This window comes from Streptomyces sp. CA189, assembly GCF_056428985.1.
The window spans coordinates 39,225-64,469 of the sequence record NZ_JBWJVM010000024.1 but is presented as its reverse complement, the minus strand read 5'-3'; the positions used below and the strand labels follow the sequence as shown (position 1 = coordinate 64,469).

20 protein-coding genes and 1 pseudogene are annotated in these 25,245 nt (G+C 72.4%); 4 read left to right on the top strand and 17 right to left on the bottom strand.

Going from position 1 to position 25,245, the window contains the following annotated elements; all coding sequences use genetic code 11:
- The first annotated feature begins 43 nt into the window (after nt 1-43).
- Complete coding sequence (locus AC061S_RS19795) at nt 44-763, top strand: PspA/IM30 family protein (RefSeq protein ID WP_478687283.1); 720 nt, start codon at nt 44-46, stop codon at nt 761-763.
- A gap of 57 nt (nt 764-820) precedes the next feature.
- Here the strand turns inward: AC061S_RS19795 and AC061S_RS19790 are convergent, their stop codons facing one another.
- From AC061S_RS19790 to AC061S_RS19755, 8 genes are all read right to left on the bottom strand, one after another.
- Nucleotides 821-3,421: a SpoIIE family protein phosphatase gene (locus AC061S_RS19790; RefSeq protein ID WP_478687308.1), complete on the bottom strand. Its 2,601-nt coding sequence runs from the start codon at nt 3,419-3,421 to the stop codon at nt 821-823.
- 185 nt (nt 3,422-3,606) lie between these two features.
- Complete coding sequence (locus AC061S_RS19785; RefSeq protein WP_327254771.1) at nt 3,607-4,035, bottom strand: ATP-binding protein; 429 nt, start codon at nt 4,033-4,035, stop codon at nt 3,607-3,609.
- Nucleotides 4,036-4,202: 167 nt separating this feature from the next.
- Nucleotides 4,203-4,655, bottom strand: a complete 453-nt coding sequence (locus AC061S_RS19780) for a (deoxy)nucleoside triphosphate pyrophosphohydrolase (protein ID WP_478687282.1) — start codon at nt 4,653-4,655, stop codon at nt 4,203-4,205.
- Between the two features lie 41 nt (nt 4,656-4,696).
- Nucleotides 4,697-4,900 carry an SPOR domain-containing protein gene (locus tag AC061S_RS19775; RefSeq protein ID WP_254382854.1) on the bottom strand — a complete coding sequence of 68 codons (204 nt, stop codon included), beginning with the start codon at nt 4,898-4,900 and terminating at the stop codon, nt 4,697-4,699.
- Between the two features lie 160 nt (nt 4,901-5,060).
- Nucleotides 5,061-6,749, bottom strand: a complete 1,689-nt coding sequence (locus AC061S_RS19770) for a purine-cytosine permease family protein (RefSeq protein ID WP_478687281.1) — start codon at nt 6,747-6,749, stop codon at nt 5,061-5,063.
- Between the two features lie 462 nt (nt 6,750-7,211).
- A complete protein-coding gene (locus tag AC061S_RS19765) occupies nt 7,212-7,964 on the bottom strand; it encodes a GntR family transcriptional regulator (protein ID WP_478687280.1) in 753 nt (250 codons plus the stop codon).
- 117 nt (nt 7,965-8,081) lie between these two features.
- Nucleotides 8,082-9,221 (bottom strand): DUF4190 domain-containing protein, encoded by a 1,140-nt coding sequence (locus AC061S_RS19760; protein ID WP_478687279.1) that lies wholly within the window; start codon nt 9,219-9,221, stop codon nt 8,082-8,084.
- 146 nt (nt 9,222-9,367) lie between these two features.
- Entirely contained in the window at nt 9,368-10,939 is a 1,572-nt protein-coding gene (locus AC061S_RS19755) for a S8 family peptidase (RefSeq protein ID WP_478687278.1), read from the bottom strand.
- A gap of 221 nt (nt 10,940-11,160) precedes the next feature.
- Here AC061S_RS19755 and AC061S_RS19750 point away from each other — a divergent pair, with 221 nt between their 5' ends.
- Complete coding sequence (locus AC061S_RS19750) at nt 11,161-12,282, top strand: pyridoxal-phosphate dependent enzyme (protein ID WP_478687277.1); 1,122 nt, start codon at nt 11,161-11,163, stop codon at nt 12,280-12,282.
- Between the two features lie 103 nt (nt 12,283-12,385).
- Entirely contained in the window at nt 12,386-13,276 is an 891-nt protein-coding gene (locus AC061S_RS19745; RefSeq protein WP_478687276.1) for an EamA family transporter, read from the top strand.
- 19 nt (nt 13,277-13,295) lie between these two features.
- On the opposite strand, the gene AC061S_RS19740 is transcribed toward AC061S_RS19745, so the two are convergent.
- The 5 genes from AC061S_RS19740 to AC061S_RS19720 form a co-directional block, all read right to left on the bottom strand.
- A complete protein-coding gene (locus tag AC061S_RS19740) occupies nt 13,296-14,186 on the bottom strand; it encodes a trypsin-like serine peptidase (RefSeq protein WP_478687275.1) in 891 nt (296 codons plus the stop codon).
- Entirely contained in the window at nt 14,102-15,301 is a 1,200-nt protein-coding gene (locus AC061S_RS19735) for an alpha/beta hydrolase (RefSeq protein WP_478687274.1), read from the bottom strand. The genes AC061S_RS19740 and AC061S_RS19735 overlap by 85 nt, the downstream gene beginning before the upstream one ends.
- Nucleotides 15,302-15,500: 199 nt before the next feature.
- A complete protein-coding gene (locus AC061S_RS19730) occupies nt 15,501-16,628 on the bottom strand; it encodes an alpha/beta hydrolase (RefSeq protein WP_478687307.1) in 1,128 nt (375 codons plus the stop codon).
- A 316-nt stretch (nt 16,629-16,944) separates the two neighbouring features.
- Complete coding sequence (locus AC061S_RS19725) at nt 16,945-17,586, bottom strand: response regulator (RefSeq protein WP_478687306.1); 642 nt, start codon at nt 17,584-17,586, stop codon at nt 16,945-16,947.
- 35 nt (nt 17,587-17,621) lie between these two features.
- Nucleotides 17,622-18,920 (bottom strand): sensor histidine kinase, encoded by a 1,299-nt coding sequence (locus AC061S_RS19720; RefSeq protein ID WP_478687273.1) that lies wholly within the window; start codon nt 18,918-18,920, stop codon nt 17,622-17,624.
- Between the two features lie 157 nt (nt 18,921-19,077).
- On the opposite strand from AC061S_RS19720, the gene AC061S_RS19715 reads away from it, so the two are divergent.
- Nucleotides 19,078-20,937 (top strand): FtsX-like permease family protein, encoded by a 1,860-nt coding sequence (locus AC061S_RS19715; protein ID WP_478687272.1) that lies wholly within the window; start codon nt 19,078-19,080, stop codon nt 20,935-20,937.
- Between the two features lie 31 nt (nt 20,938-20,968).
- Here the strand turns inward: AC061S_RS19715 and AC061S_RS19710 are convergent.
- The 4 genes and pseudogenes from AC061S_RS19710 to AC061S_RS19695 form a co-directional block, all read right to left on the bottom strand.
- Nucleotides 20,969-21,211, bottom strand: a pseudogene (locus AC061S_RS19710) (BTAD domain-containing putative transcriptional regulator); the annotation flags it as partial.
- Nucleotides 21,212-21,248: 37 nt separating this feature from the next.
- The gene (locus AC061S_RS19705) at nt 21,249-23,648 is read right to left on the bottom strand and encodes a xanthine dehydrogenase family protein molybdopterin-binding subunit (RefSeq protein WP_478687271.1); all 2,400 of its coding nucleotides are present in this window, start codon (nt 23,646-23,648) and stop codon (nt 21,249-21,251) included.
- Between the two features lie 2 nt (nt 23,649-23,650).
- Nucleotides 23,651-24,244 carry a (2Fe-2S)-binding protein gene (locus tag AC061S_RS19700; protein ID WP_478687270.1) on the bottom strand — a complete coding sequence of 198 codons (594 nt, stop codon included), beginning with the start codon at nt 24,242-24,244 and terminating at the stop codon, nt 23,651-23,653.
- A 2-nt stretch (nt 24,245-24,246) separates the two neighbouring features.
- Nucleotides 24,247-25,158, bottom strand: coding sequence for an FAD binding domain-containing protein (locus AC061S_RS19695; RefSeq protein WP_478687269.1), 912 nt, complete (start codon nt 25,156-25,158; stop codon nt 24,247-24,249).
- Nucleotides 25,159-25,245: the final 87 nt, after the last annotated feature.

Sequence of the window (25,245 nt, the reverse complement as noted above, 5' to 3'; positions counted from 1 at the left end):
CCCCCTCACCCCCGTTCCCCCCGCTCCCAAGGAGACAGAGCACATGAGCAAGCAGAGCATCCTCGGCCGCGTCACCCAGCTCGCCAAGGCCAACATCAACTCCCTGCTGGACCAGGCGGAGGACCCGCAGAAGATGCTGGACCAGCTCATCCGCGACTACACGAACAACATCTCCGAGGCGGAGCAGGCCGTAGCGACCACCATCGGCAACCTGCGGATGCTGGAGGCGGACCACAAGGAGGACGTGGACGCGGCCGCCGAGTGGGGCGGCAAGGCCCTCGCGGCGAGCAAGAAGGCCGACGAGCTGCGGACGTCCGGGTCGGCCGCCGACGCCGACAAGTTCGACAACCTCGCGAAGGTCGCCCTCGGCCGCCAGATGCAGTCGGAGAAGGAGGCGAAGACGGCCGCGCCGACGATCGCCGCCCAGACCGAGGTGGTCGACAAGCTGAAGTCGGGCCTGGACTCGATGAAGACCAAGCTGACGGAGCTGACGGCGAAGCGCGACGAGCTGGTGTCGCGGGCCAAGACCGCGCAGGCGCAGAACACGATGATGGACGCGGTCAAGAACATCGACGTGATGGACCCGACCAGCGACATCACCCGCTTCGAGGAGAAGGTCCGCCGCGAGGAGGCCATGGCCCTCGGCAAGCAGGAACTGGCCGCTTCCTCCCTGGACGCGCAGTTCGAGTCCCTGGACGACCTCGGCAAGACCTCGGAGATCGAGGCCCGGCTGGCCGCCCTGAAGTCCGGCCGGGCCGCCTGAGGGCCTGTTCCCCGTCACCACCCGCCCGGGCCGGCCGCTGCCGGCCCGGGCGCCCCGCTACCCGTACATGCTCAGGAGTTGCTCCGCCGAGAGTTCCGTCACCGATTCCGCCACCGCGCCCGGAAGCGGGAGTTCGAACCAGACCGTCTTGCCCCGGTGGGTGCGGCGGGTGCCCCAGCCCGCGGAGAGCAGGCCGACCAGTTGGAGGCCGCGGCCGCCCTCGTCGGTGTCCCGCGCCCTGCGGCGGCGGGGCTGGACCAGGTTGGCGTCCCAGACCTCGCAGACGAGGGTTCGGTCCAGCAGCAGGCGCAGCCGGATCTCGCCCTCGCCGTAGCGCAGGGCGTTCGTGACGAGCTCGCTCACCAGCAGTTCCGTGGTGTCGAGCAGTCCCTCCAGGCCCCACGCGGGCAGCTTCGCCCGGGCCAGCTCGCGGGCCCGGCCCACCGAGCGGGCCTCGCGCGGGAGCTGCCAGTCGCCGACCGCGTCCACCGGGAGGCCCTGGACCCGGGCCATCAGCAGCGCGATGTCGTCCTCGCCGTGCCGGGTGTCCAGGGTGTTCAGGACGTGGTCGCAGACCTCCTCCAGGGGGCGCGCGGGGTCGGCCAGCGCGTCCCGCAGGCCCCGGAGGCCCTCCTCCAGCGGGTGGGTCCGGGATTCGACCAGGCCGTCGGTGTACAAGGCGAGCAGGGCCCCCTCGGGCAGTTCGACCTCGACCTCCTCGAAGGGTTCACCGCCCACGCCCAGCGGCATCCCGGTCGGGATCTCCAGCAGCAGCCCGGGGCGGGGCGTACCGCCCTCCTCCACCGGTTCCACCAGCACCGGCGGCATGTGGCCGGCGTTGGCGATGGTGCAGCGCCGGGTGACCGGGTCGTAGACGGCGTAGACGCACGTCGCGAGGTACACCTCCGAGCGGTCGGCGTCCCGCGAGTGCAGTGCGGCCCGGGAGGCCTGCTGGGAGCCGCCGGGCGCGCCGAGGCCCCGGGCGATCTCGTCCAGCGCGGTCAGCACCTCCGCCGGTTCCAGGTCCAGCAGCGCGAGGGTCCGTACGGCGGTGCGCAGTTCGCCCATGGCCACGGCCGCCCGCAGCCCGCGGCCCATGACGTCGCCGACGACCAGCGCCGTGCGGTGCCCGGGCAGCTCGATGACGTCGAACCAGTCTCCGCCGACCTCGGTGGCGGCGTTGCCCGGCAGGTAGCGGCAGGCGATGTCGAGTCCGGCGGCCTCCGGGTCGCCCGGGGGCAGCAGGCTGCGCTGCAGTATCAGCGCGCGTTCGTGTTCGCGCCGGTAGAGGCGGGCGTTGTCGATGCAGACGGCGGCGCGCGCGGCGAGCTCCACCGCGACGGCCCGGTCGCGTTCGCCGAAGGGCTCGCTGCCCTTCGTACGGGAGAACTGCGCGAGCCCGACCACCGTGTCGTGGGCGACCAGCGGGACGACGAGCGTGGACTGTACGAGGTCCCCGGACTCGGGTCCGCCGCCCTCCACCAGCCGCGGCCGCGCCGTGCGCAGGGCGAACGCCCCCGGCGACCCGGCCGGATAGCGGTGGACCTCCCCTACGGAGACCAGCGCGCCCGGACCGGACAGCGGGGCGTCCGACACGGCGGAGGAGAAGGCCACCCGCCGCAGCGGCGCCGAGGGCGCCCGGCCCGGGCCGTGGCCGGGCAGGCTGGGCACGCCGGGTCCCTGCGGGCGGGCGGGGCGGTCGTCGTCGCCGAGCAGCAGCCCCTGGTAGAGGTCGACGGCGGCCAGGTCGCAGAAGCCGGGGACGGTGACGTCGAGGAGCTCGCGGGCGGTGGTCTCCAGGTCTAGGGAGTTGCCGATGCGGTGTCCGGCCTCGTTCAGCAGGGCCAGGTTGCGCCGGACCCCGGCGGCCTCGCGGGCGGCGAGGTGGCGGCGGGTCACGTCGATGCCGATGCCGGCGACCCCGATGGGGCGGCCGGTGCCGCCGTGGACCCGGTAGAGGTTGATGGACCAGTGGCGGTTCTCCCGGCTGCCGGGGGCGGCGCCGGTGATCTGGAGGTCGTTGACGGAGTCGCCGGTTTCCAGGACCCTGCGCAGCGCCTCGGCCATCCGGTCGGCCTCGTGGGCGGGCAGGTAGTCGTGGACGGTGCGGCCGCGGTGCTCTTCGGCGGCGCCGCCGAAGACGGTCGCGAAGCGGCGGTTGGCGCGCTGCACGGTGAGGTCCGTGCCGAAGAGCAGGAATCCGAAGGGAGATTGGCCGAATATCGCCTGCGAGGCGGCCAGATCGGATTCGATGCGGCGCAGCGCGCGTACGTCGACCACGACGCAGAGCGCGGCCCGCTCGGCGGTTTCGGTCTGGGTCGGCATCACATAGATCTCAGCCACCCCGTGCGCACCGTCGCCGCCGGGGATCCGGAAGGGGATCAGGCCCGTCCATTCCTTGCCGTCGAGAATCTCGGCCACCCTGCGGTGTGCGCCGGCGCGCAGCTCCGGGGGCATGAAGGCGTCGACGGGGTCGCGGCCGACGGCCTCGGTCGCGGTCAGCCCGAAGAGTTCCTCGGCGCGCAGGCTCCACTGGTCGATCAGCCCGTCGGGCCCGATCGAGAAGGAAGCGACCTTTATGTAGTCATATATCGAGCCAGGCGGGCTGCTGTGCCACAGGGAGTCGCGCCAGGTCTCCCCAGACGCTTCCCCGGGCACACGGGCCTGATGTGCCTGTACAGGTATCTCGCTCACGCGACCGTCCCCTCCAGCTCACCGCAACCGGACCGGCCATGACCGAAGTATTCAGCACCACGGCGCTCTACGACACGACCTTCGCGATCACAAAAAGATCCCGTTGTTTTCCAGCCAAGCCTTGTGATCGTCGACTGCCCCTCACCTTGTTACTCACCAGGAAGAGCCAATTCGAACCACACGGTCTTGCCCGACTTCCCGTGACGGGTCCCCCAGCGCTGCGCGGAGACCGCCACGAGGTGCAGTCCGCGCCCCCCCTCGTCATCGGGTGCGGCGACGCGTTCGCGGGGTGGATCCGGAAGCGGATCCGAAACCTCCACGAGAAGCGCCGGACCCGAGGGAGCGTCCCGGGCGGCTGGATTGCGCCGTACGAGCCGGACTCCGATGGGGCCGGAGGCGTACCGCAGGGAGTTGGTGACCAGCTCGCTGACCAGCAGTACGGTGACGTCGCCGACGGAGTCGAGACCCCAGTCGCGAAGGGTGCCGCGCACCGCGTGGCGGGCGGTGCGGACGGCACCCGGTTCGGCGGGAAAGGCCCATTCGGCGCATTCACCGTCTGTGTCGATCACGCCGATCACTTCCCGGGCCGGCTGGCGACCCCAGTCCGGTTCGACAGGGAGGACAGAGCCTCGTGTACACGTACGAGATAGGGATTAATAGCGACATACCCGATATTCGAGGCGTCGTACCACTCGGCCCCTCACCGACCGGCGCACTGTGGCGCAGACGGCCTAGCGCGTGCGCGTCACGCGCCCCCGTGAACCCCGGCGTCAACATCGGCGTCGATGTCGACAGCCGCATCCGCATCGGCGCTCAGCCGGCGGCCGGCCTCGGCGACGGCCGGGCGGTCCTGGTCGAGCCAGTCCACCGAGTCCAGCTCCTCGGGCCGGAGCCAGCGCAGCTCGTCGTGGTCCTCCAGCGGGAGCGGATCGCCCGAGAGCAGCCGGGCCGTCCACACGTGGAGGACCAGGCCGGGCTTCAGCGGCCACTCCCCCGGGATCCGCTCCAGCGCCTCGGTCTCCACGCCGAGCTCCTCGCGCAGCTCACGCACCAGCGCCTCGGGTACGGATTCGCCCGGCTCGGCCTTGCCGCCCGGGAGCTCCCAGCGGCCGGCGAGCTCCGGGGGCGCGCTCCGGCGGGCGGCCAGCAGGCGCCCCTCATGACAAAGGGCTCCGCCCACGACCACTCGTACCGTCATGGGCGGAGCCTATGGCAGCGGCGACGGGTGCGCCGCACTGCTCAGTTCCTCGTGCCGGTCCGGCCGGCGGTGCTGTCCTGACCGAGCCGCTCGATCCAGTAGAGCTGCTTGTGCCCTCTGCTTTCGAGGCTGTCGGCGACCTTCTGGGCCTCGGCCCGGGTGGAGTACCGGCCCACCCGGTAGCGGTTGCCGTTGTCGTCCTCACGTATGACCAGCCACGGGAGCAGGGCACCGCTGTCGTTCATCGCGTTTCACCCTCCGCCGACGTACCTGCCCGGGAAACCGCATTGCGCATATGCCCGAGCCTACGCCCGACCTTTACTCAGCGGATACGGTTTTTCACGAAGAGGTACCTCGCAGGCGTACGCATCCGGCCATGCGTACGAGTGGGCCGTGCGCGCCGGTTCAGACCCCGCGCACGGTCGGAAGCGGAAGGATCACGGCGCCGCCCGGGTTCGCCTTGCGGCAGACGTCCCCGCAGGTCGCGTCGAGGGAACAGCAGAGCGAGCAGATCGGGCCGGAGACGACGGGGCAGTCGGCGATGTCCGGGAGTTCGTACGCGGACTCGCAGACGGCGCAGAGGTGCGTGGCGGTGACGTCCTCGACGGCCGCGTCCGGGCCGTTGACCGTGTTCGGCCTGGCCAGGTAGTACTTCCCCTTCGTCGCCCAGGCGATCAACGGGCAGAGGACGAGCGCGAGTCCGGCCGCGATGAAGGTGGAGAAGGCCTCGGCGTATGTCCCGAAAAGGCCGAAGAAGGCGAGGATCGAGACGGTGGAAGCGATCACCATCGAGCCGAATCCGGCCGGATTGACCGAGTAGAGGTAGGCGCGCTTGAACTCGATGTACGGCGGGCTGAGCCCGAGCCGCTTGTTGATCACGAGGTCGGCGGCGACGGCGACGATCCAGGCGATGCCCACGTTGGAGTAGAAGCCCAGCAGCTTGCCGAGCATCGCGAACATGTTCATCTCCATCAGCGTCAGCGCGATGCCGAGGTTGAGGAAGATGTACCAGACGCGGCCGGGGTGGCGGTGGGTGACCCGGGAGAAGAAGTTCGACCAGGACAGCGAGCCGCTGTAGGCGTTCGTGACGTTGATCTTGATCTGGGACACGATGACGAACACGGCGGCGACGGGCAGCGCGAGACCGCCGAGCCAGGGGCGCAGCGCCTCCAGCTGCGGGGCGATCGGCTCCAGCGCGTGGGTCTTGCCGACGGCCTCCAGGGCGACGAAGGCGAGGAAGGCCCCGCCGAGCTGCTTGGCGGCGCCGATGATCACCCAGCCGGGGCCGGCGGCGAGCACCGCGAGGTTCCAGCGGCGGCTGTTGGCCGGAGTCTTGGCGGGCATGAACCTCAGGTAGTCGGCCTGCTCGCCGATCTGCGCGATGAGCGAGAGCGCGATGCCGGTGCCGAAGCCGAAGCCGATCCAGGAGAAGCCGGAGCCGGCCCCTTCCGTCCCGCCGAAGTGCGCGAAGGCGCCCCAGGCGTCGGGGGCCTCGAAGGCGAGCACGAGGAAGGGCAGGACCAGCCCGATCAGCCAGATCGGCTGGGTCCAGGCCTGCACCTTGGCGAGGGCGCCCATGCCCTTGAAGACGATCGGGATGACGATGAGCGTGGTGAGCAGGTACCCGATCTCCAGGGGCAGTCCGACGGCCTGGTGCATGGCCTGGGCCATGATCGAGCCTTCGAGCGCGAAGAAGATGAACGTGAAGGAGGCGTAGATGAGGGAGGTGAGGGTGGAGCCGAAGTACCCGAACCCCGCGCCCCGGGTGACCAGGTCCATGTCCAGGCCGTACGTGGCGCACGCGCGGGCGATGGGGATGCCGGTCAGGAAGATGACGGCGGCGGCCGCCAGGATCGCGGCGGCCCCGCTGGTGAAGCCGTAGGCGAAGACGATGGAGGCTCCGATGGCGAAGTCGGCGAGGTAGGCGATGCCGCCGAGGGCGGTGCCGGCGACGGTGCCGGGCCCCCAGCGGCGGAAGGAGTGGGGCGCGTACCTGAGCGAGTAGTCCTCGCGGCTCTCGTCGGCGGCGAGCTTGGCGTAGCTCCTGCGGGGTGGCTGCGCCGGGGGTGCGGGGGTGGTGGCGGTATCGGTCATACCGCCGGAAGGTAGGCCGCTTACGTGACGGCCCGTCACCCTTGGGCATTGCCCGGGGGTTACACCCCCGCACCGCGCGTCACGGCGGGGTTACACCCCCCGACACCCCCTGTCCGGGTTCCGGAACACCGCAGCGGGGCTCCGCCGGAGCCATCCGGCTCGCCGCCGTTGCGGGGGCCAGCCCCCGAGCCCCCGCTCCTCAAGCGCCGGAGGGGCTGGATTTGGCTGACGCCGACCTCGCAGTGGCTCCGCCCCCGAGCCCCCGCGCCTCAAACGCCGGCGGGGCTGGATTCGGCCAAGGGCTGCGCACACGTGCAGGCTGGCGTCAGCCAAATCCAGCCCCTCCGGCGTTTGAGGAGCGGGTCCGGGGGCTGGCCCCCGGCAACGGCGCCGCAGGCTGCACGGGGCAGCGCACCCCCGGGTGCCGCCGCCCGCCCGCCAGGGAACCGGCACCCCCCGGGTTCACCTCACCGGCAGGTGGTACGCCAGGCGGTAGCGGTCGGCCGGGACGATGACGTCGGCGGTTTCCACGGCGCGGCCGGACGCGAAGTACGTGCGCCCGATCACCAGGACCACGTGCCCCGGCACCCCGCCGAGCTGCATGCTCTCCTCCGCCAGGCCCGGGCGTGCCCCGACCTCCTCCACCACGTTGTCGACGACCACGTCGATCGCCGCCATCCGGTCGACGACCCCCGCGCCCCCGAGCGGCCCCTCCTCCGGCAGCATCACCGGCGTCCGCCCGGTCACCGTCAGCGGCTCCCAGGAGGTCGACAGCATCATCGCCTCGCCCGCGTCGCGGTAGACGTACCGCGTCCGCATCACCCGCTCGCCCGGTTCGATGCCGAGCCGTTTCGCGATGTCCGCCGGGGCGGCGGCCTGTTCGCTGCTGGAGTCCCAGGTGCCGCGGGCGCCCGCCTCCGCCTGTTCCTGCCGGAAGGGGGTCGAGGCCCCGCCGGTGCGGTAGCCGGAGCGGGCGACGCGCCGCGGGACGGGTTGTTCGCGTACGTACGTGCCGGATCCGGACCGGCCCTCGACCAGGCCCTCCGCCATGAGGACCTTGCGCGCCTCCAGGGCCACTGTGTCGGAGACCCCGTACTCCTCACGGATCCGGGCCTGTGAAGGGAGCCGGGCGTGCGGAGGCAGGGACCCATCGACGATCTTCCGTCGCAGATCCCCGGCGACGCGCAGATAGGCCGGCTGCTCGCCGAAAGTCACAGGCCACTCCCATCAGGTTGACAGACAGCTACACCCTGGCAACCGACGGTTGTCCCTCGCAAGCAAGGGCCAGAGTTTCACCCGAAGTGATGAAGCCAGGTCACCCAAACCCACGCGTTACGCGGACTCCCGCGAAGGGCTCCGCGCGGGACCCGGCGAGGTGTTCCCCTCGGATTCCGCCAGCCACTCGGGAACCGTCGTCGACAGCCCGTACGCCCCGCGCAGCGCCTTCTCCACCGCGACCGGCAGTGCGGCGACCGCCCGGTCCCACGCGTCCAGGAACGCGTCCTCGGTCCTCGCCCGCGCCGCCTGCTGCCACGCGAGCCGTGCGACCTCCAGCCGCTCCCGCTGCACCCCGGCCGGACCGGCCAGCTCGGGCCGCCCCTTCACCGTGTCCAGGAACCGCGCCTCGGCGCCCAGCGCCTTGTCCATCTCCCGCGCCCAGCCCTGGTAGGAGGGCAGCGCGTCGGCCACGTCCTCGTCCGGCTGCTCCAGCAGCGCCGCGTCCACGCCTCTCATGACCCGGAGGAAGGCCACTTGCTCTGGCCTCAGCGTGCCGGCGTCGTTGCGCAGGCTGCCGCGCTGCTCCCCGCGCTCCGTGCCGATCACGCACACGATCCGCCGGTCCCCGTCGCTCCAGCTGCCGCGCGAGGGCGCGAAGTAGTACATGCCCGCGGACGAGGGCAGGGCCCAGGTGTCCATCGCGTACGCGTCCTGCGCGCGCCAGCAGTCCCGCATCGCGGTGTCCCGCACCTGATGCACGCCCGGGAACCGCTCTTCGGTCATCGAGGTCGCGGAGGTGACCTCCGCGTCGTGGACCTCGGCGCAGTCGATCCGGTACACGGGGGCGTCCTCGGCGAGCAGGTCCCCGTCCGGGACGTTGAAGCAGTGCCCGACGCGCAGTTCGGCCGCGTCCACGAGGGTGCCCGCCACGGCCCCGTAGGCCCCCGCTCCGCGCCGGGAGCCGCTCCGTTCGTCGAGCGCGTCCACGGCCCGTACGGCCGCGGGGACGGCTAGGACGGCGGCGACGCTCATCACCAGCGAGACCACCAGCCCCCAGACGGCCAGCGCTCCGCCCCGTTCGCCCTTCTTCTTCACCTGTACGAGGGCCACGAGCGCGAAGACGACGCCCAGAGGCGGGAAGCAGAGCAGCCCGACGAGTAGGGAGGCGAGCGCGAAGCCGTTGAGCGGGGGCGGCCCGTACCCGTACCCCTGCGGGGGCGGGGCGGGCCAGTGGTGCGGGGGCTGGGTGCTCACGGTGCTCCAGGAAGCGGGCGAACGAATGCGCGAATGGTACGCAGCGGGGGCGACCGTCGAAACGGTCGCCCCCGCCGGTTCACCGCGTCCCTACCGCCCGGGCATCAGAACCCGAGCGTCGGAACCGGAGCGTCGGAACCCGAGCGTCAGAACTGCAGCGCCCAGGAGTCGATCTTTCCGGTGTCGATGTTCGCGTTGTCGTTGACCCGGAGCTTCCACACGCCGTTGGCCACCTCGGAGGAGGCGTTGACCGCGACGGTCTTGATGATGTTGTCCGCGCTGCCGCCGGTGCGGTTGTGCAGGTTGTACAGGGTGCCGTCGGGGGCGACGAGGTCGACCTTCAGGTCACCGATGTAGGTGTGCTTGATGTCGACCGAGACGCTCAGCGTCGCCGGGGCGTTGCCGGAGATCCCGCTGACGGTGAGCGGCGAGTCGACGGTGGCGTTGTCGGCGATCGCGTAGTCGTTCAGGTTCTCGAAGCGGGTGCCCGGGTTGGGCGGGGTGGTACCGGTGCCGACGCGGAGCAGGCGGTTCGGGGAGCCGGTGCCGGGGCTGGTCACCACGTTCGGGGTCGAGGCGGCGACGAGGCCCGCGGAGATCTGGGCCGGGGTGCTGCCCGGGTTGTCCGCGAGGTAGAGGGCGGCCGCGCCCGCGACGTGCGGAGAGGCCATCGAGGTGCCCGAGATGGTGTTGGTGGCCGTGTCGCCCGTGCCCCACGTGGAGGTGATCGAGGAGCCCGGGGCGAAGAGGTCCAGGACGGTGCCGAAGTTGGAGTAGCTGGCCTTGGCGTCCGTGCTGGTGGTGGCGCCCACCGTGATCGCCTCGGCGACGCGCGCCGGGGACTTGGTGGAGGCGTTGGCCGTCTCGTTGCCCGCCGCGACGGCGTAGGTGATGCCGCTGGCTATGGAGTTGCGCACGGCGGTGTCGAGCGCGGAGTCCGCGCCGCCGCCCAGCGACATGTTCGCCACGGCCGGCTTGACGGCGTTCTGGGTCACCCAGTCGATGCCGGCCACGACCTGGGCCGTCGTGCCCGAGCCCTGATTGTTGAGGACGCGGACGCCGACGATCTTCGCCTTCTTGGCCACGCCGTACGCGGTGCCCGCGACGGTGCCGGCGACGTGCGTGCCGTGGCCGTGGCCGTCCTGGGCGGTGTTGTCGTTGTCGATGGCGTCGTAGCCGTCGGCGGCGCGGCCGCCGAAGTCCTGGTGCGTCTTCCGCACGCCCGTGTCGATGATGTACGCCGTCACACCCTCGCCGGCCTTGTCCGGGTAGGTGTAGCTCTGGTTCAGCGGGAGCGCGGCCTGGTCGATCCGGTCCAGGCCCCAGGAGGGCGGGTTCGGCTGAGTGGCGTCGACGGTGAACACCCGGTTCTGCACGACCGACTTGACGGCGGGGTCCGCGGCGAGCTTCTTGGCCTGCGCCTCGGAGACCTCGACGGAGTAACCGTTGAGGGCCGCGCTGTAGGTCCGGTCGATCCTCGCGCCGTACCGCTTGGCCACGGCCTTTCCGCTGTCGGCGGTGGACCGGGCGGCGGAGTCGTTCAGGGTCACGATGTAGCTGCCGGAGATGGTGCCCTGCGCACCGGCGTTCTCGATGACGCCTTCCGGGGCGAGCGGAGCCGCGGAGGCGGGTAACGCGAGGGCGGCTCCTAGAGCGAGGGCCAGGGTGGCGGTCGCTCCGATGCCGGCGATCCGGCGGGTGTGACGCGTGGCGGACATGTGAGGGGTCCTCCTCATAGGTCGTGCGTTGCGGGGGGTGCGCGGCCGGTGGGCTCCGCCGTCAGGGCATGACTTTTAGCCATGCTCATGACAAACAATTCGGCCCAACGATGCGCCGCTGACGAAAGGTTGGCGCACGGAGTCGCTCCACCACAAGAGGACAACGAACGCGTAACATCCGTGCCATACCTCAGCCATGAACGAGCAAAGGCTCACCGCACATGACGCACGCACTACCCGGCTACGTCTGCGCCGAGGACGGCACCCGTGCCGACGTGCGGACGGCGCCCTGGTGCTGCCCGGTCTGCGGTGGTCCGTGGGACCTCGACTTCGCCCCCGATCCGGCCGCCGCGCTGGATCCCGCAGCCGGCCCCAACTCGCTCTGGCGCTACGGCTGCGCACTGCCGATCACCGGGGCCTTCGGCGTCACGCTGGCGGAGGGGAACACTCCGCTGGTGCCGCTGTCCGAGCGGGTGCACGCCAAGCTCGACTTCCTGATGCCCACGCTGTCCTTCAAGGACCGCGGTGCGGTGATGCTCGCGGAGCTCGCGCGCCGGCTGGGGCCGGAGCGGGTCGTGGCGGACAGCAGCGGCAACGCCGGTACCGCCTTCGCGGCCTACTGCGCGCGGGCCGGACTGACCTGCGAGGTCTTCGTGCCGGAGGGCACCTCGCCGAAGAAGACGGAGCAGATGCGCGCGCACGGCGCGACGGTGACGGTGGTGCCGGGCGGCCGCGAGGCGGCGGCGGTGGCGGCCCGCGAAGCGGCCGACCTGCCGGGGGTGTTCTACGCCAGCCACGTCTTCAACCCGTACTTCCTGCACGGCACCAAGACGTACGTCTACGAGGTCTGGGAGGCGCTCGGCGGCCACCTGCCCGAGGTGGTCGTCGTCCCGGTCGGCAACGGCACGCTGCTGCTCGGGGCCGCGCTGGCGGTGGAGGAGCTGGCCCGCCGCGGGGTCCGCCCGCCGACGCTGATCGCCGTCCAGTCGGCGGCCGTCGCCCCGCTGGCCTCCGCCTTCCACGCGGGCGCCGAGGACGCCGAAGCCGTCCCCCAGCTCCCCACCCTGGCCGAGGGGATCGCGATCCCGGCGCCGCCGCGGGCCCGCCAGATCCTGGCGGCCGTCCGCAAGTCCGGCGGGACCTTCCTGACCGTCACCGACGAGCAAGTCCGCGCGGCCCAGCTCGATCTGGCCCGGCGCGGCCTCTTCGTGGAACCCACGGCCGCCGCCTGCTGGGCCGCGGTCGGCCCCACCGCCCCCGACGACCCCCTCCAGGGCCGTACTGCGGTGGTCCCGCTCTGCGGCGCGGGCGCCAAGACGGGACTGGCCGCGCCGGCGGCCTGACCGGGGCGGGCTGACCGGGGCCTGACCGGGGCGGCCCGACCGGAGCGCCCCGGTCCGGGGACCCCCCGATGGGTGCAAGGGGCAACGACATAGGCTCCGCGTCATGCGCACCTCAACGACCCGTGTCTGGATCGCCCTCGCCCTCGTCTACGTCGTCTGGGGTTCGACCTACCTCGGCATCCGGATCGTCGTCGAGACCATGCCCCCGTTCCTCTCCGCCGGAGCCCGCTTCATCACCGCCGGCCTGATCCTGGCCGGCATCGTCGCCTGGCGCGACGGCCCGGCCGCCCTCAAGGCCACCCGCGGCGAGGTGCGCTCCGCCGTCGTGGTCGGGCTGCTGCTGGTCCTCGGCGGCAACGGCCTCGTCGTCCTCGCCGAGACCACGATCCCCTCGGGGCTCGCCGCCCTCCTGGTGGCCGCCGTACCGATGTGGCTGGTCGTCCTGCGCGCCGGCTCCGGCGACCGCCCCTCCCCCCGCACCCTGGCCGGGGTGCTGCTGGGCCTCGGCGGGCTCGCCGTCCTGACCAGCCCGGGGCTCGGCGGGGACATCGCGCTCGGCGGGGCGCTCCTGGTGCTGGCCGGCTCGGTGTGCTGGGCGCTCGGCTCGTTCTCGGCGGCGAAGCTGACCCTGCCCGAGAACCCCTTCACCGGCAGCGCGTACCAGATGCTCGCGGGCGGGGCCGGCGGGATCTTCGTCGGCCTGTGCCGCGGCGAACAGCACGGGCTGGACCTCACCTCGTACTCCACCGCGTCCTGGCTCGCCCTCGGCTACCTCGTGCTGTTCGGCTCGCTCGTCGGCTTCACCGCGTACGTGTGGCTGCTGCGCGCGGCTCCGCTCTCGCTGGTGGCCACGTACGCCTACGTGAATCCCGTCGTGGCCGTCGCCCTCGGCTGGCTCATCCTCGACGAGGCCCTGACCTGGCCGATCCTGCTCGGTGGCGCGATCGTCGTGGCGGCAGTGTGCGTGATCGTGAGCACCGAGCGCCGCGGCTGACGGGCCCGCCGGGCGGGCCTCAGCCCGTGGGCTTCGCCGCCCGCTCGTACAGGGCCTTCGCCCGGTCGTCGAACAGCGCGGCCGTGGAGTCCACGTCGGTGTCCCCGCCGCTCAGCACCCCGATGAGCTGCCCCGGCCGCCCCGGACCGCCGCGGTCGGCGATCCACGGGCTGCCGCTGGTCCCCGTCCAGAACCCCGAGCAGTTGATGTAGAGCATGGCGGGGTCGTCCTCGTCGTGCCGGCTCTGCGTCGTACAGGCGACGGGCTTGTTCTCGGGGTTGTGCTCGGACTCCGGATAGCCGACGACGGTCACCTCCCGCTCGTAGCCGGAGGTCCAGACGGGCTTCGGGGCCTCCCCGCGTCCGACGACCTCCTGCAGGCTGCGCCCTTCCGCGTCCGGTTCGACGCTGAGGAAGGCGAAGTCGGCGGTGTCCTCGCCCCACTTCGACCAGCGCTCGTCGACCTGGACGGAGCGCACCTTCCACACCCCGAGCGGCCGCTGCCCGGAGCCCCCGCCGGAGAAGGCGGGGGCGAAGGCGAGCTCGCCGATGGCCAGCCCGTCGTGCGCGGCCTCGCCCGGCCGCCCGTCCTCGCCGGCCGGAGCCACGCAGTGCGCGGCGGTGGCGACGACATTGCCCTGCGGGCTGTCGACGACGCTGGCCGTGCACCAGTGCTCGCCGTTGGCCATGAGGACGCCGACGGTCGGGAAGGGGAGCACTCCGCGGTCCTCGTAGCCGCCGGAGTCCTCGACGAACACCACCGCGAGCAGCGCCGCGACCCCCGCGAGGGCGGCCGAGACGATCCCGATCCCCTTGAGGCCGGGGCTCACCGCGAGGCGGCGCCGCTCGCGCCGCCGCTCGGGGCCGGCCGGGGCTTCGGGGTGGGTGCGGACATCACCTTGCTGATCCACTCCAGTGCGCCCTCCCTCATCCCGCGTACGTACGACTTCCCGTTGTGCTCACCATCCTGGATCACCTGCAGGGTGGTGTGCACGGGACCCTTGCCGTAGTCCTTCATGAACCGCTCGGCCTTGTCCCGGCCGGATTCCGCGGTGCCGATCTGGAAGTTCACGTAGACGTCCGGGCCGCCCGCCGCGATCAGCTTCGCGGCGAGCTTCTCGGGGTTGTTCTCGTCCATGGCCTGCGTGTTCCCCTTCCACAGCGGGGAATCGGGGACGATGTCGACCCCGCTCGCGATGGCCGCCTTGAAGCGGTCGGGGTACTTCAGGACGTGCTTGAAGGCGCCGAATCCGCCCGCCGAGGAGCCCATGAAGGCCCACCCGTCGCGGGAGGTGAAGGTCCGGAAATTGGCCTTCGTGAAATCCGGGACGTCTTCGACCATCCAGGTGCCCATCTTGGGCTCTCCGGGGATGTCCGAGGCGTCGAAATGGTTCTTGGTGTCGGCGTTGTGCACCGGCATGACCAGGATGAAGGGCAGGCTCTTGCCGGACTTCGCCCCGTCGCTCACGGCCTGCTGGAGGCCGAGGCCGGGGCCCGTCCCCCAGTAGTTCGTGGGGTAGCCGCGGCCGCCGGGCAGGGAGATCAGGACCGGGAAGGCGCTGTCGGCGTACGCCGGGTCGTCGTACTCCTTCGGCACCCACACCCACACGTCGCCCGTGAATCCGGACTTCTTGCCCGTCAGGGTGGTCTTGGCGATCTGGGTGCCGTCCGGCAGCCGGGAGGTCCGGACGAACTCGGCCTTCGGCCCGGTCGGCATGCGCACGCCGGGCCCGGTGTCGGAGGCGGTGGAGGCCGCGGGCTTGGGCTTCCCGAACGACACGGGATCGCCCACGTCCGAGAAGAGCCCGTAGTGGTACGCGGCCGCCCCGCCGCCCGCCACGAGGGTGAGACCGAGCCCCCCGCTGATCAGGATCAGGCGCAGCCGGCGCCCGGGGCGGCGGCCCCCGGTCGTCGCGGCGGCCCCCGTCGCGGCTCCGCCGTCCCCGGCCGCGGCGGCGCCGCCCTCGGTCGTGGCCCCGGCGTCCCCGGTCGTGGCGGCGCCGTCACCCTGCAGGTCTTGGTGCACGGATCGTTCCCGTTCCTTCTCCGGCGCTCCCTGGGAGCGCGGGTTGGACCGTTTGGTCCCCCTCACATCCTTAACAGAGGTAGGAACGACCGGATGGGTTGCCTGGGAGCGGTGGACGTGGCGAGGGCCACGCCGGGGACGCGCGCCGTGCGCGGTGCGCGGGGCGGCCGCTCCCCCGGGCGGGTGCGTCCGATCGCGGTCAGCCCGTCTCGGGCTTCGGCCCCTTGAGCACCTTGCTGACCCACTCCAGCGAGCCTTCCTTCATGCCGCGGACGTAGTGCCAGCCGTTGTGCTCGCCGTTCTGGATGTCCCGGATGGTCATCTTGATCGGGCCCTTGGCGTACTTCTGCTGGAACTGCGTCATGCGGTCCTTGCCGCTCTCCTTGGTCCCGATCTGGAAGTTGACGTAGACCTCGGGACCGCCCGTGTCGATCAGCTTCTGGGCGAGCTTCTCGGGGTTGTTCGCGTCCATGTCCGCCTGGTGGCCCTTCCAGAGCGGGGAGTCGGGGACGATCTCGCCGCCGCTGGCGATCACGGCCTTGAACTTGTCCGGGTGCTGGAGGACCTGCTTCATGCCGACGAAGGCGCCGGAGGAGGAGCCCATGAAGGCCCAGCCGTCGCGGGACTTGTACGTACGGAAGTTGGCGCGGGTGAAGTCCGGGACGTCCTCGGCGATCCAGGTGCCCATCTTGGGCTGGCCGGGGATGTCGGAGCCGTCGTAGTAGTACTTCGCGTCCGGGTTGAGCACCGGCATGATCACGATGAACGGCAGGCTGGTGCCGGCCTGGACGCCGTCGCTGATGGCCTTCTGGAGGCCGAGGCTGCGGTCGGCCCAGTAGTTGTTCGGGAAGCCGTTGCCGCCGGGGAGCGCGATGAGCACCGGGAAGCCGCTCTTGGCGTACTTCGCCTCGCCGTACTCCTTGGGCGTCCACACCCAGACGTCGCCTTCGAAGCCGGACTTGGCGCCCTTGAGGCGGGTCTTGGCGATGATCGTGCCGTCGTCGAGCTTGGTGGTCTGCTTGAACTCGGAGGCCGGGCCGGTCGCCGGCTGCACGTCCGGGTCGCCGGTCGGTGCGGGCGGGCTCGCGGGGGCCTGCCCCGGGCTGCCCTTCTCCGGCTCCGCGGCGCCGGGGGGCGGGGTCTTGCCGAAGCTCACCGAGGAGCCGTTGCCGGAGAACCACTCCAGCTTCCAGGCGGCGAAGCCACCGCCGCCGAGGACGAGCACGAAGGCCACGGCCGCACTGGTCCACAGCACGCGGCGGGAGCGGGGCCGGCGGGGCGGCCGCGGGGGCTCGTGCGAACCGGGGCCGGCGGGGGGCCCGGGTATGTGCGGGGGGACGTACGGCTCGTCGCGGTACGCCTCGTTGCCGTGGGCGGCGTTGTCGTCGGGTCGGTACGGCTGGTTCGACTGGTACGGCGGGTACGGCTGGTTCGACTGGTACGGCTGGTCATCGGGCCGCGGGCGCTGCGGGTCCTGGTGCACGAACTTCGCTCCGAACGGTCATGACTGCCCCCCGGTGGGACAGAAGGGACTGGGATCCCCCTAGTCCTGATGTGTGAATCCCCCGGACAGTTCCAAATCAACGCAAAAACATGATCCGAATCCCGGCCGTCCGGAACCTGAACGGCGCCCGCTCCCGCCGTCAGCCCCGCAGGTAGGCCAGGACGGCGAGGACCCGGCGGTGGGATTCCTGCGCCGGGGGCAGGTCGAGCTTCATCAGGATGTTCCCGATGTGCTTGCCGACCGCCGCCTCGGAGACGGTGAGCCGGCGGGACACCTCGGCGTTGGAATGCCCCTCGGCGACCAGCGCGAGCACCTCCCGCTCGCGGGCCGTCAGCCGCTCCAGGGGGTCGCGGCGGCGGCTGATGAGCCGGCGCACCACCTCGGGATCGACCACGGTCCCGCCGGCGGCCACCCGCGCGACCGCGTCGTGGAACTCCTCCACCTGCCCGACCCGGTCCTTGAGCAGGTACCCGACGGCCGTCCCGTCGCCGGAGTCGAGCAGCTCGGCGGCGTACGAGCGCTGCACGTACTGGGAGAGGACCAGGACGGGCAGGTCCGGCCGGGTCTCGCGCAGCCGCACGGCCGCGCGCAGTCCCTCGTCGGTGTGGTCCGGGGGCATCCGCACGTCGGTGACGACGATGTCCGGCCGGTGCTCGGCGACGGCGGCTTCGAGGGCCGCGGCGTCGCCGACGGCCGCCACCGTGCGGTGGCCGAAACGGGCGAGCAGGCCGACGAGGCCCTCGCGGAGCAGCACGGAGTCCTCGGCGAGGACCACGCGCAGCGGCTGCCGGGCGGCTCCCGCACGGTCCGCCGGGGTCAGCGGGTCTTCGGTTCCTTCGGTGTTTTCGGAACGCAAGGGATCTCCACACGCAACAGGGTCGGGCCTCCGGGAGGACTGGTCAGGGTCAGTCTGCCGTCCACGACGGACACCCGGTCGGCGAGTCCCGTGAGTCCGCTCCCGCGCCCCGCGTCCGCACCGCCGCGGCCGTCGTCGGACACCTCCACGGTGAGGCGGGTTCCGTCGTGCCGGCCGGTGACGGCGATCCGGCCCGCCCCGCTGTGCTTGGCGGCGTTGGCCAGGGCCTCGCTGACGAAGAAGTACCCGGCGGATTCGGCCTGTTCGGGCAGCCGGCCGGGGAGGTCGAAGTCGGTGTCGACCGGGATCGGCGAGCGGTCGGCGATGTCGGCGACGGCGTCGGGCAGGCCCCGGTCGCTGAGCACCTGCGGGTGGATCCCGTGGACGAGTTCGCGCAGCGAGGTCAGCGCCTGCCCGGCCTCGGCGTGCGCGGCGGCCAGTTGCGCGGCGAGCGGGCTGCCGGGCGGGGCGTCGAGCCGGGCCAGGCCCAGCGTCATGGACAGTGCGACGAGCCGCTGCTGCGCGCCGTCGTGCAGGTCCCGTTCGATGCGCCGCCGCTCGGCGTCGAAGGCGGCCGCCAGCCGGGCCCGGGAGCTGGTCAGCTCGGTGACCTTGACGGCCAGGTCGCCCGGGCCGGGGCCGAGCATCAGCCGGGCCAGGGCCGCGCGGGCGGCCGCCACCGCGCCGAGCGCGTAGAGGAGGAGCGGGAGGAGCAGCAGGCCGACGGCGGCGCACAGCAGGGCCTCGGGGTAGCCGGTGATGCCGTGGATCTTGAGGGGGTTGGCCTGTTCCCCGTCGAGGGCGAGCAGGACCGGGGTCGCGAGGAGGTCGGCCGGGACGAGGAGCGCGGCGGCGACGGCGATCAGTTCCAGCGGCCACAGGAGGGTGGCGGCCAGCACCGCGTAGCCCAGTTCCCGCCAGGTCGCCTGCTCGCGGAAGCGGGTGCCGGCCCACGCCGCGAGCCCCGTACGGTCCGGATCGCGGTGCGGGTCGGGCAGGGGCGCGGAGCCGGGGTCGAGCAGCCGCAGCCGGCGGCGCTCCACCGCCGCGAACGGTACGCCGGACAGCGCGAGCGCGGCGAGCAGCGGGAGCCCCACCAGAACGACGGCGAGCACCGTCCCGCAGACGGCGAGCAGGATCAGCACGACGAAGGCGAGGGCTCCGGTGATGCCGCCGCCGAGCAGGTAGCCGGCGGCGCGCCAGGGCCGGGCGGAGCGCAGGTACCGGCCGGGTTCCGGGCCGAAGAGGGAAGGCGGCATGGGTTCACGGTAGGCGGCGGGCGCGGGCGGTGCGGTAGGGCTGGCCATACCTTCGGGACTCGCCCCTGCCCCGCTGACCGGGGGCCGCGCGGCCGGTTGGCTGGGAACCATGCTGAAGATCGCGTTGAGGTCGCTGCGGCGGCGGTGGATGACACAGGTGGGAACGTTCACGGCGGTGGCCCTGGGGGTCGCGCTGATGACCGTCATGGGGCTGGGGCTGGCCGCGTCGACCGGGCTGCCGGCGGGGGCCGAGGTCGTGGGCCTCAACTCGATGCTGGGCACGGCGGGCGGGGTGAGCTCGTTCGTGGCGGCCTTCGTGGTGGCGTCGACCTTCTCCTACGCCGTGGCCGCGCGCCGCCGCGAGCTGGGGCTGCTGCGGCTGGCCGGGTCGACGCCGGGGCAGCTGCGGCGGCTGGTGATGACGGAGGCGGCGGCGGTCGGGCTGGCCGGGTCCGCGGCCGGGCTCGTCCTGGGCCGGGAGGGTGCCCCGCTGATGGCCCGCTGGGCCGTGGCGCAGGGGCTGGCGCCCGCCGGGTACGCGATCGGGGACCAGACCTGGCCGCTGCACACGGCGTTCTGGACGGGACTGCTGGTCGCGCTCTCGGGTGCGTACGCCGCTTCCCGGCGGGCCGGCCGGGTCGGTCCCCTGGAGGCGCTGCGCGAGGCCGTGACCGACGAGCGGCCCATGACTCCCGGGCGCTGGGTGGCCGGGGGCGGGCTGCTGCTGTGCGCGGTCGCCTTCGTGGGGTGGCGGCTCGGCGCGGACCCGGGCTCGCTGCTCAAGCGCAAGACGTACACCTGGCAGCCGATGCTGCTGATCTCGGCGTGCGGACTGCTGGCTCCGGTGCTCGTACGGCCCGTCGTGCGGCTGCTGATGTGGGTCCCGGCCCGGCTGACCTCCTACTCGGGCCGGCTGGTGCGGGCGAACGCCGGCGCCGGGGTCCGCCGGACGGCCGCGGTGGCGGCGCCGGTGCTGGTGATGGTCGCGCTGACCGGATCGCTGCTGGGCTCGGCCTCGACCCTGAAGGAGGCGAAGGCGGTGGAGGCCCGTGCCCGGACCGGCGCGGACTACGTACTGACCGGCGGGCGGCTGCCGCAGTCCGCGGGGATCGCCGGCGTCCCGGCGAGGAACGCCCTCGCGGTGGCCGACACCCGGCTGACGGTGCTGGAGGAGGGGTTCGTGAAGGTGCCGACGGAGGCCTCGGCGGTCGACCCGGCGGCGCTGGCGGAGGTCTCCCGGCTGCCGGTGGTGGCGGGTTCGGTCGCGGACCTGGACGACGGCGGCATCATCGTCACGGAGGAGTGGTGGCAGCACCGGGTCGGTGACTCGGTGCCGATGTGGCTGGCGGACGGCACCGCCGCCCGGCTGCGGATCGTGGCCGTGATGCGGACGGGCACCGGCGACAACGGGGCCTACGTCACCCCGCGCAACGCGCCCGGCGCGAAGGTCTCGCGCATCGAGGTCAAGGCCCCCGCCGCCGCGGCGCCCGCGGTCCGCGAGGCGGCGGCCCGGTACGGGGCCACGGCTCACACCACGGAGGAGTGGCTGACGGCGACGCACCCGCGGACGAACCGCTTCACGGTGCTCGGCTACATCCTGGTCCTCGGCATCGCCCTGGTCTACACGGCGATCGCGCTGGCCAACACCCTGCTGATGGCCACCTCCGACCGGGCCGGGGATCTGCGCCTGCTCCGGCTGGCCGGGGCGACCCGCGGCCAGGTCCTCGCGGTGACGACGGCCGAATCCCTGCTCGCGGCCGCGGTGGGAGCCCTCCTGGGGACGGTGGTCACCGCGGTCAACCTGGCGGGCATGCGCGCCGCCCTGGCGGTCCTCGGAGTCGACTCGCCGGTGGTCGTGCCCTGGCTCCCGATGGGTGCGGTCGCCGGAGTGTGCGCCGCGCTCTCGGCCCTCTGCACCCTGGCGCCGGCGGCCCGCGCCCTGCGCCGCCGGACGGGGCGGCGCAGGGCGCGGTCGGGTGGAGCACCCGCCGTGGCCGCCGGGTCGGCCTCGGGCTGAGGTCCCGGCGGCCCCGGATCGCCTGCCGTCCGGCGCGGTACAGGGCCAGGCTGAAGAGTTCGCAGCCGTATTCGCGGAGCGGATGGGCCTGGGTGAAGCCCGCCAGTTCCGAGACGGCCACTTCGTGGGCGCCCACGGCGATCAGGGCCGCGCAGCGGCCTTCGACCACCGAGAGGCGCAGTTCTTCCAGGCGTACGACCTCGGGCGACACGTGGGTGGCATCGGAGACTTCCGCGTACGCCTCCCCGCGCCAGCCGGCGGGCGGCCAAGCCAAAGGGGCCGGCCCGGGGGGCGGCCCCTTGTGACCTGCTTCAGGACCCCGTCAGGTGCTCGGGTCGCACCGGCGTCCTGGTCAGTTCGAGCCCGGTCGCGTCGCGGATCGCCGCGATGACGGCCGGGGTGGACGACAGGGTCGGGGCCTCGCCGATGCCCCGTACCCCGTACGGGGAGTGCGGGTCGCCCAGTTCGAGGTAGTCGACCGGGAGCGTCGGCGTGTCGAGGATGGTCGGGAGCAGGTAGTCCGTGAAGGAGGGGTTCTTCACCTTCGCGGTCTTCGGGTCCACGATGATCTCCTCCATGATCGCGACGCCCAGGCCCTGGACGGTGCCGCCCTGGATCTGGCCGATCACGGACAGCGGGTTGAGCGCCTTGCCCACGTCCTGGGCGGTGGCGAGCTCCACGACCTTGACGAGCCCGAGCTCGGTGTCCACCTCCACGACCGCGCGGTGCGCGGCGAAGGAGTACTGGACGTGCCCGTTGCCCTGGCCGGTCCGCAGGTCGAAGGCCTCGGTGGGGCGGTGCCGCCACTCCGCCTCGATCTCCACGGCCTCGTCCTCCAGGACGTCCACGAGGGCGGCGAGGACCTCGCCCCCGTCGGTGACCACCTTCCCGTCCTCCAGGAGGAGTCCGGCACCGGCCCACGCCGCGTGCTCGGCGCCGAACTTGCGCCGGCCCAGCTCCAGGACCTTCTCCCGGACGAGCCCGCAGGAGTTCTTGATGGATCCGCCGGTCATGTACGTCTGGCGGCCCGCCGACGTCGAACCGGCCGAGCCCACCTGGGTGTCGGCCGGGTGGATGGTGACCTGGTGGACGCCGAGCTCGGTACGGGCGATCTGCGCGTGGATGGTGATGCCGCCCTGGCCGACCTCCGCCATGGCCGTGTGGACCAGGGCGACGGCCTCGCCGTTGATGACCTCCAGGCGCACCTTGGCCGTGGAGTAGTCGTCGAAGCCCTCAGAGAACCCGACGTTCTTGATGCCGACCGCGTAGCCGACGCCCCGGACGACGCCCTCGCCGTGCGTGGTGTTCGACAGACCGCCCGGCAGCGCGCGCACATCGGCCGCGCCGTCGGCGCTCGCCCACTGGCGCTCGGGCGGCAGCGGGCGGGCCTTGACCCGGCGCAGCAGCTCGGCGACCGGGGCCGGACCCTCCACGACCTGGCCGGTGGGCATGACCGTGCCCTGCTCCATGGCGTTGAGCTGCCGGAACTCCACCGGGTCCATGCCGAGCTTCGCGGCGAGCTTGTCCATCTGGGCCTCGTACGCGAAGCAGGCCTGGACGGCGCCGAAGCCGCGCATCGCGCCGCACGGCGGGTTGTTCGTGTAGAGGCCGACCGCCTCGATGTCCACGTCGTCGATGACGTACGGGCCGACCGAGAGGGAGGCCGCGTTCCCGACGACCGAGGCCGTGGACGAGGCGTAGGCCCCGCCGTCGAGCACGATCTTGCACTTCATGTGCGTGAGCTTGCCGTCCCGGGTGGCGCCGTGCTCGTAGTACAGCTTCGCCGGGTGGCGGTGCACGTGCCCGAAGAAGGACTCGAAGCGGTTGTAGACCATCTTCACCGGCTTGTCCGTGCGCAGCGCGAGCACGGAGGCGAGGATCTGCATCGAGATGTCCTCGCGGCCGCCGAAGGCGCCGCCGACGCCGGCCATCGTCATGCGGACCTTCTCCTCGGGCAGCCCGAGGACCGGGGCGATCTGCTTGAGGTCCGAGTGCAGCCACTGGGTGGCCACGTACAGGTCGACTCCCCCGTCCTCGCAGGGCACCGCGAGTCCGGACTCGGGGCCGAGGAAGGCCTGGTCCTGCATGCCGAAGGTGTACTCGCCGGTGACGATGACGTCGGCGCGCTCACGGGCGGCCGCCGCGTCTCCGCGGAGGATGGGCTGACGGTGCACGATGTTGGGGTGCGGGACGTGGCCGGAGTGGTGGTCGTCGCGGTTCTCGTGGACGAGTACGGCGCCGGGCGCGAGCGCCGAGGCCTCGTCGGTGATGAGGGGCAGCTCCCGGTACTCGATCTTGATCTTCGCGGCCGCGCGGCGGGCGGTCTCCGGATGGTCGGCGGCCACCAGGGCGACCGGCTCGCCGTGGTGGCGGACCTTGCCGTGCGCCAGGACCGGAGTGTCCTGGAACTCCATGCCGTAGCACTTCATCGGGGCCGGCAGGTCCTCGTAGGTCATGACCGCGTGGACGCCGGGCAGGGTCAGGGCCTCGGAGACGTCGATGGACAGGATCTCGGCGTGCGCGACCGTGGACCGCAGGGTCTGGCCCCACAGCATGTCCTCGTGCCACATGTCCGAGGAGTACGCGAACTCGCCGGTCACCTTCAGGGTGCCGTCGGGGCGCAGCGTCGACTCGCCGATGCCGCCCTTGGTGCGGGCGCCCTGGGTGCCCTGGGTGACCTCGGTGGGGATTCCGGTGGTGGTGCCAGCCATGATCAGACCGCCTCTTCCTGGAGTCCTTCGTGTTCCCGGCGGGCAGCGGCCAGGCGGACCGCGTCCAGGATCTTCTCGTAACCCGTGCAGCGGCAGAGATTGCCGGACAGGGCCTCGCGGATGTCCGCGTCGGACGGCTCGCCGACCCGCTCCAGGAGCTCGTCGGCGGCGACCAGCAGACCCGGCGTGCAGAAGCCGCACTGGACGGCGCCGCAGTCGATGAACGCCTGCTGGACGGTGGAGAGTCCGCCGTCGCCGTCGGTCTCGCTGTCGCTCTCGCTCTCGCTCTCGCCTACGACCGTGCCCGTGCCGCGACCCCCGTGCGCGGCACGCTGCTCGGTACGCTGCTCGGCGTAGGCGGCCAGCCCCTCGACCGTCACCACGTCCCGGCCCTCGACCTGACCGGCCGCGACCAGGCAGGAACAGACCGGCACATCGTCGAGGCGGACGGTGCAGGAACCGCATTCGCCCTGCTCACAGGCGTTCTTGGAGCCGGGCAGACCCAGCCGCTCGCGCAGCAGGTAGAGGAGGGACTCCCCCTCCCAGACGTCATCCGCTTCCCTCGGACGGCCGTTGACCGTGAGATTGACGCGCATGGTCACCCAACTCCTTCCGCGCCGCGGCTCGTTCCGCGGCGGTACGACTCCCAGGTCCAGCCGAGCGCGCGGCGGGCCATGACGCCCACGGCGTGCCTGCGGTAGCTCGCGGTGCCGCGGACGTCGTCGATCGGGTTCGCGGCCCCGGAGCAGAGCTCCGCGAACCGCTTGGCCACCGACGGGCTGAGGGTCCGGCCGTTGTCCCAGAACCCGCCCTCCTCCAGTGCCGCGTTCAGGAACTCCTCGGCGGCCTTCGCCCGGATCGGGGTCGGCGCCGCCGAGCCGATGCCGGTACGGACCGTCCTGCTGCTCGGGTGCAGGGCGAGTCCGAAGGCGCAGACGGCGATCACCATGGCGTTGCGCGTGCCCACCTTGGAGTACTGCTGGGGACCGTCGGCCTTGGTGACGTGGACGGCCCGGATCAGCTCGTCGGGGGCCAGCGCGTTGCGCTTCACCCCGGTGTAGAACGCGTCGATCGGGATCAGCCGGGAGCCCCGTACGGACTCCACCTCCACCTGGGCTCCCGCCGCGAGCAGCGCCGGGTGGGCGTCGCCGGCCGGCGAGGCGGTACCGAGGTTGCCGCCCACGCTGCCGCGGTTGCGGATCTGCGGCGAGGCCACGGTGTGCGCGGCGAGCGCGAGACCCGGAAGCTCCGTGCGGAGGTTCTCCATAATCCGCGTGTACGGGACGGACGCGCCCAGCCGGACCACGTGCCCGGCCGCGCCGGCGCCCTCACCCACCTCCCACTCCCGCAGTTCCCCGACGCGGTTCAGGTCCAGCAGGTACGCGGGACGCCGGTGGTCGAAGTTGACCTCGACCATCACGTCCGTCCCGCCCGCGATCGGCACGGCCGTGGGGTGGGCGGCCTTCGCGGCGAGCGCCTCCCCCCAGTCGGCGGGGCGAAGAAATTCCATGAGCGGCTCTCCTCGTTCGCATGTGGCCAGAAGTCGTCGTCGGCCGCATGCGCAGAAGTAGACCGCGCGCCCCACGGGGCGAGGCAG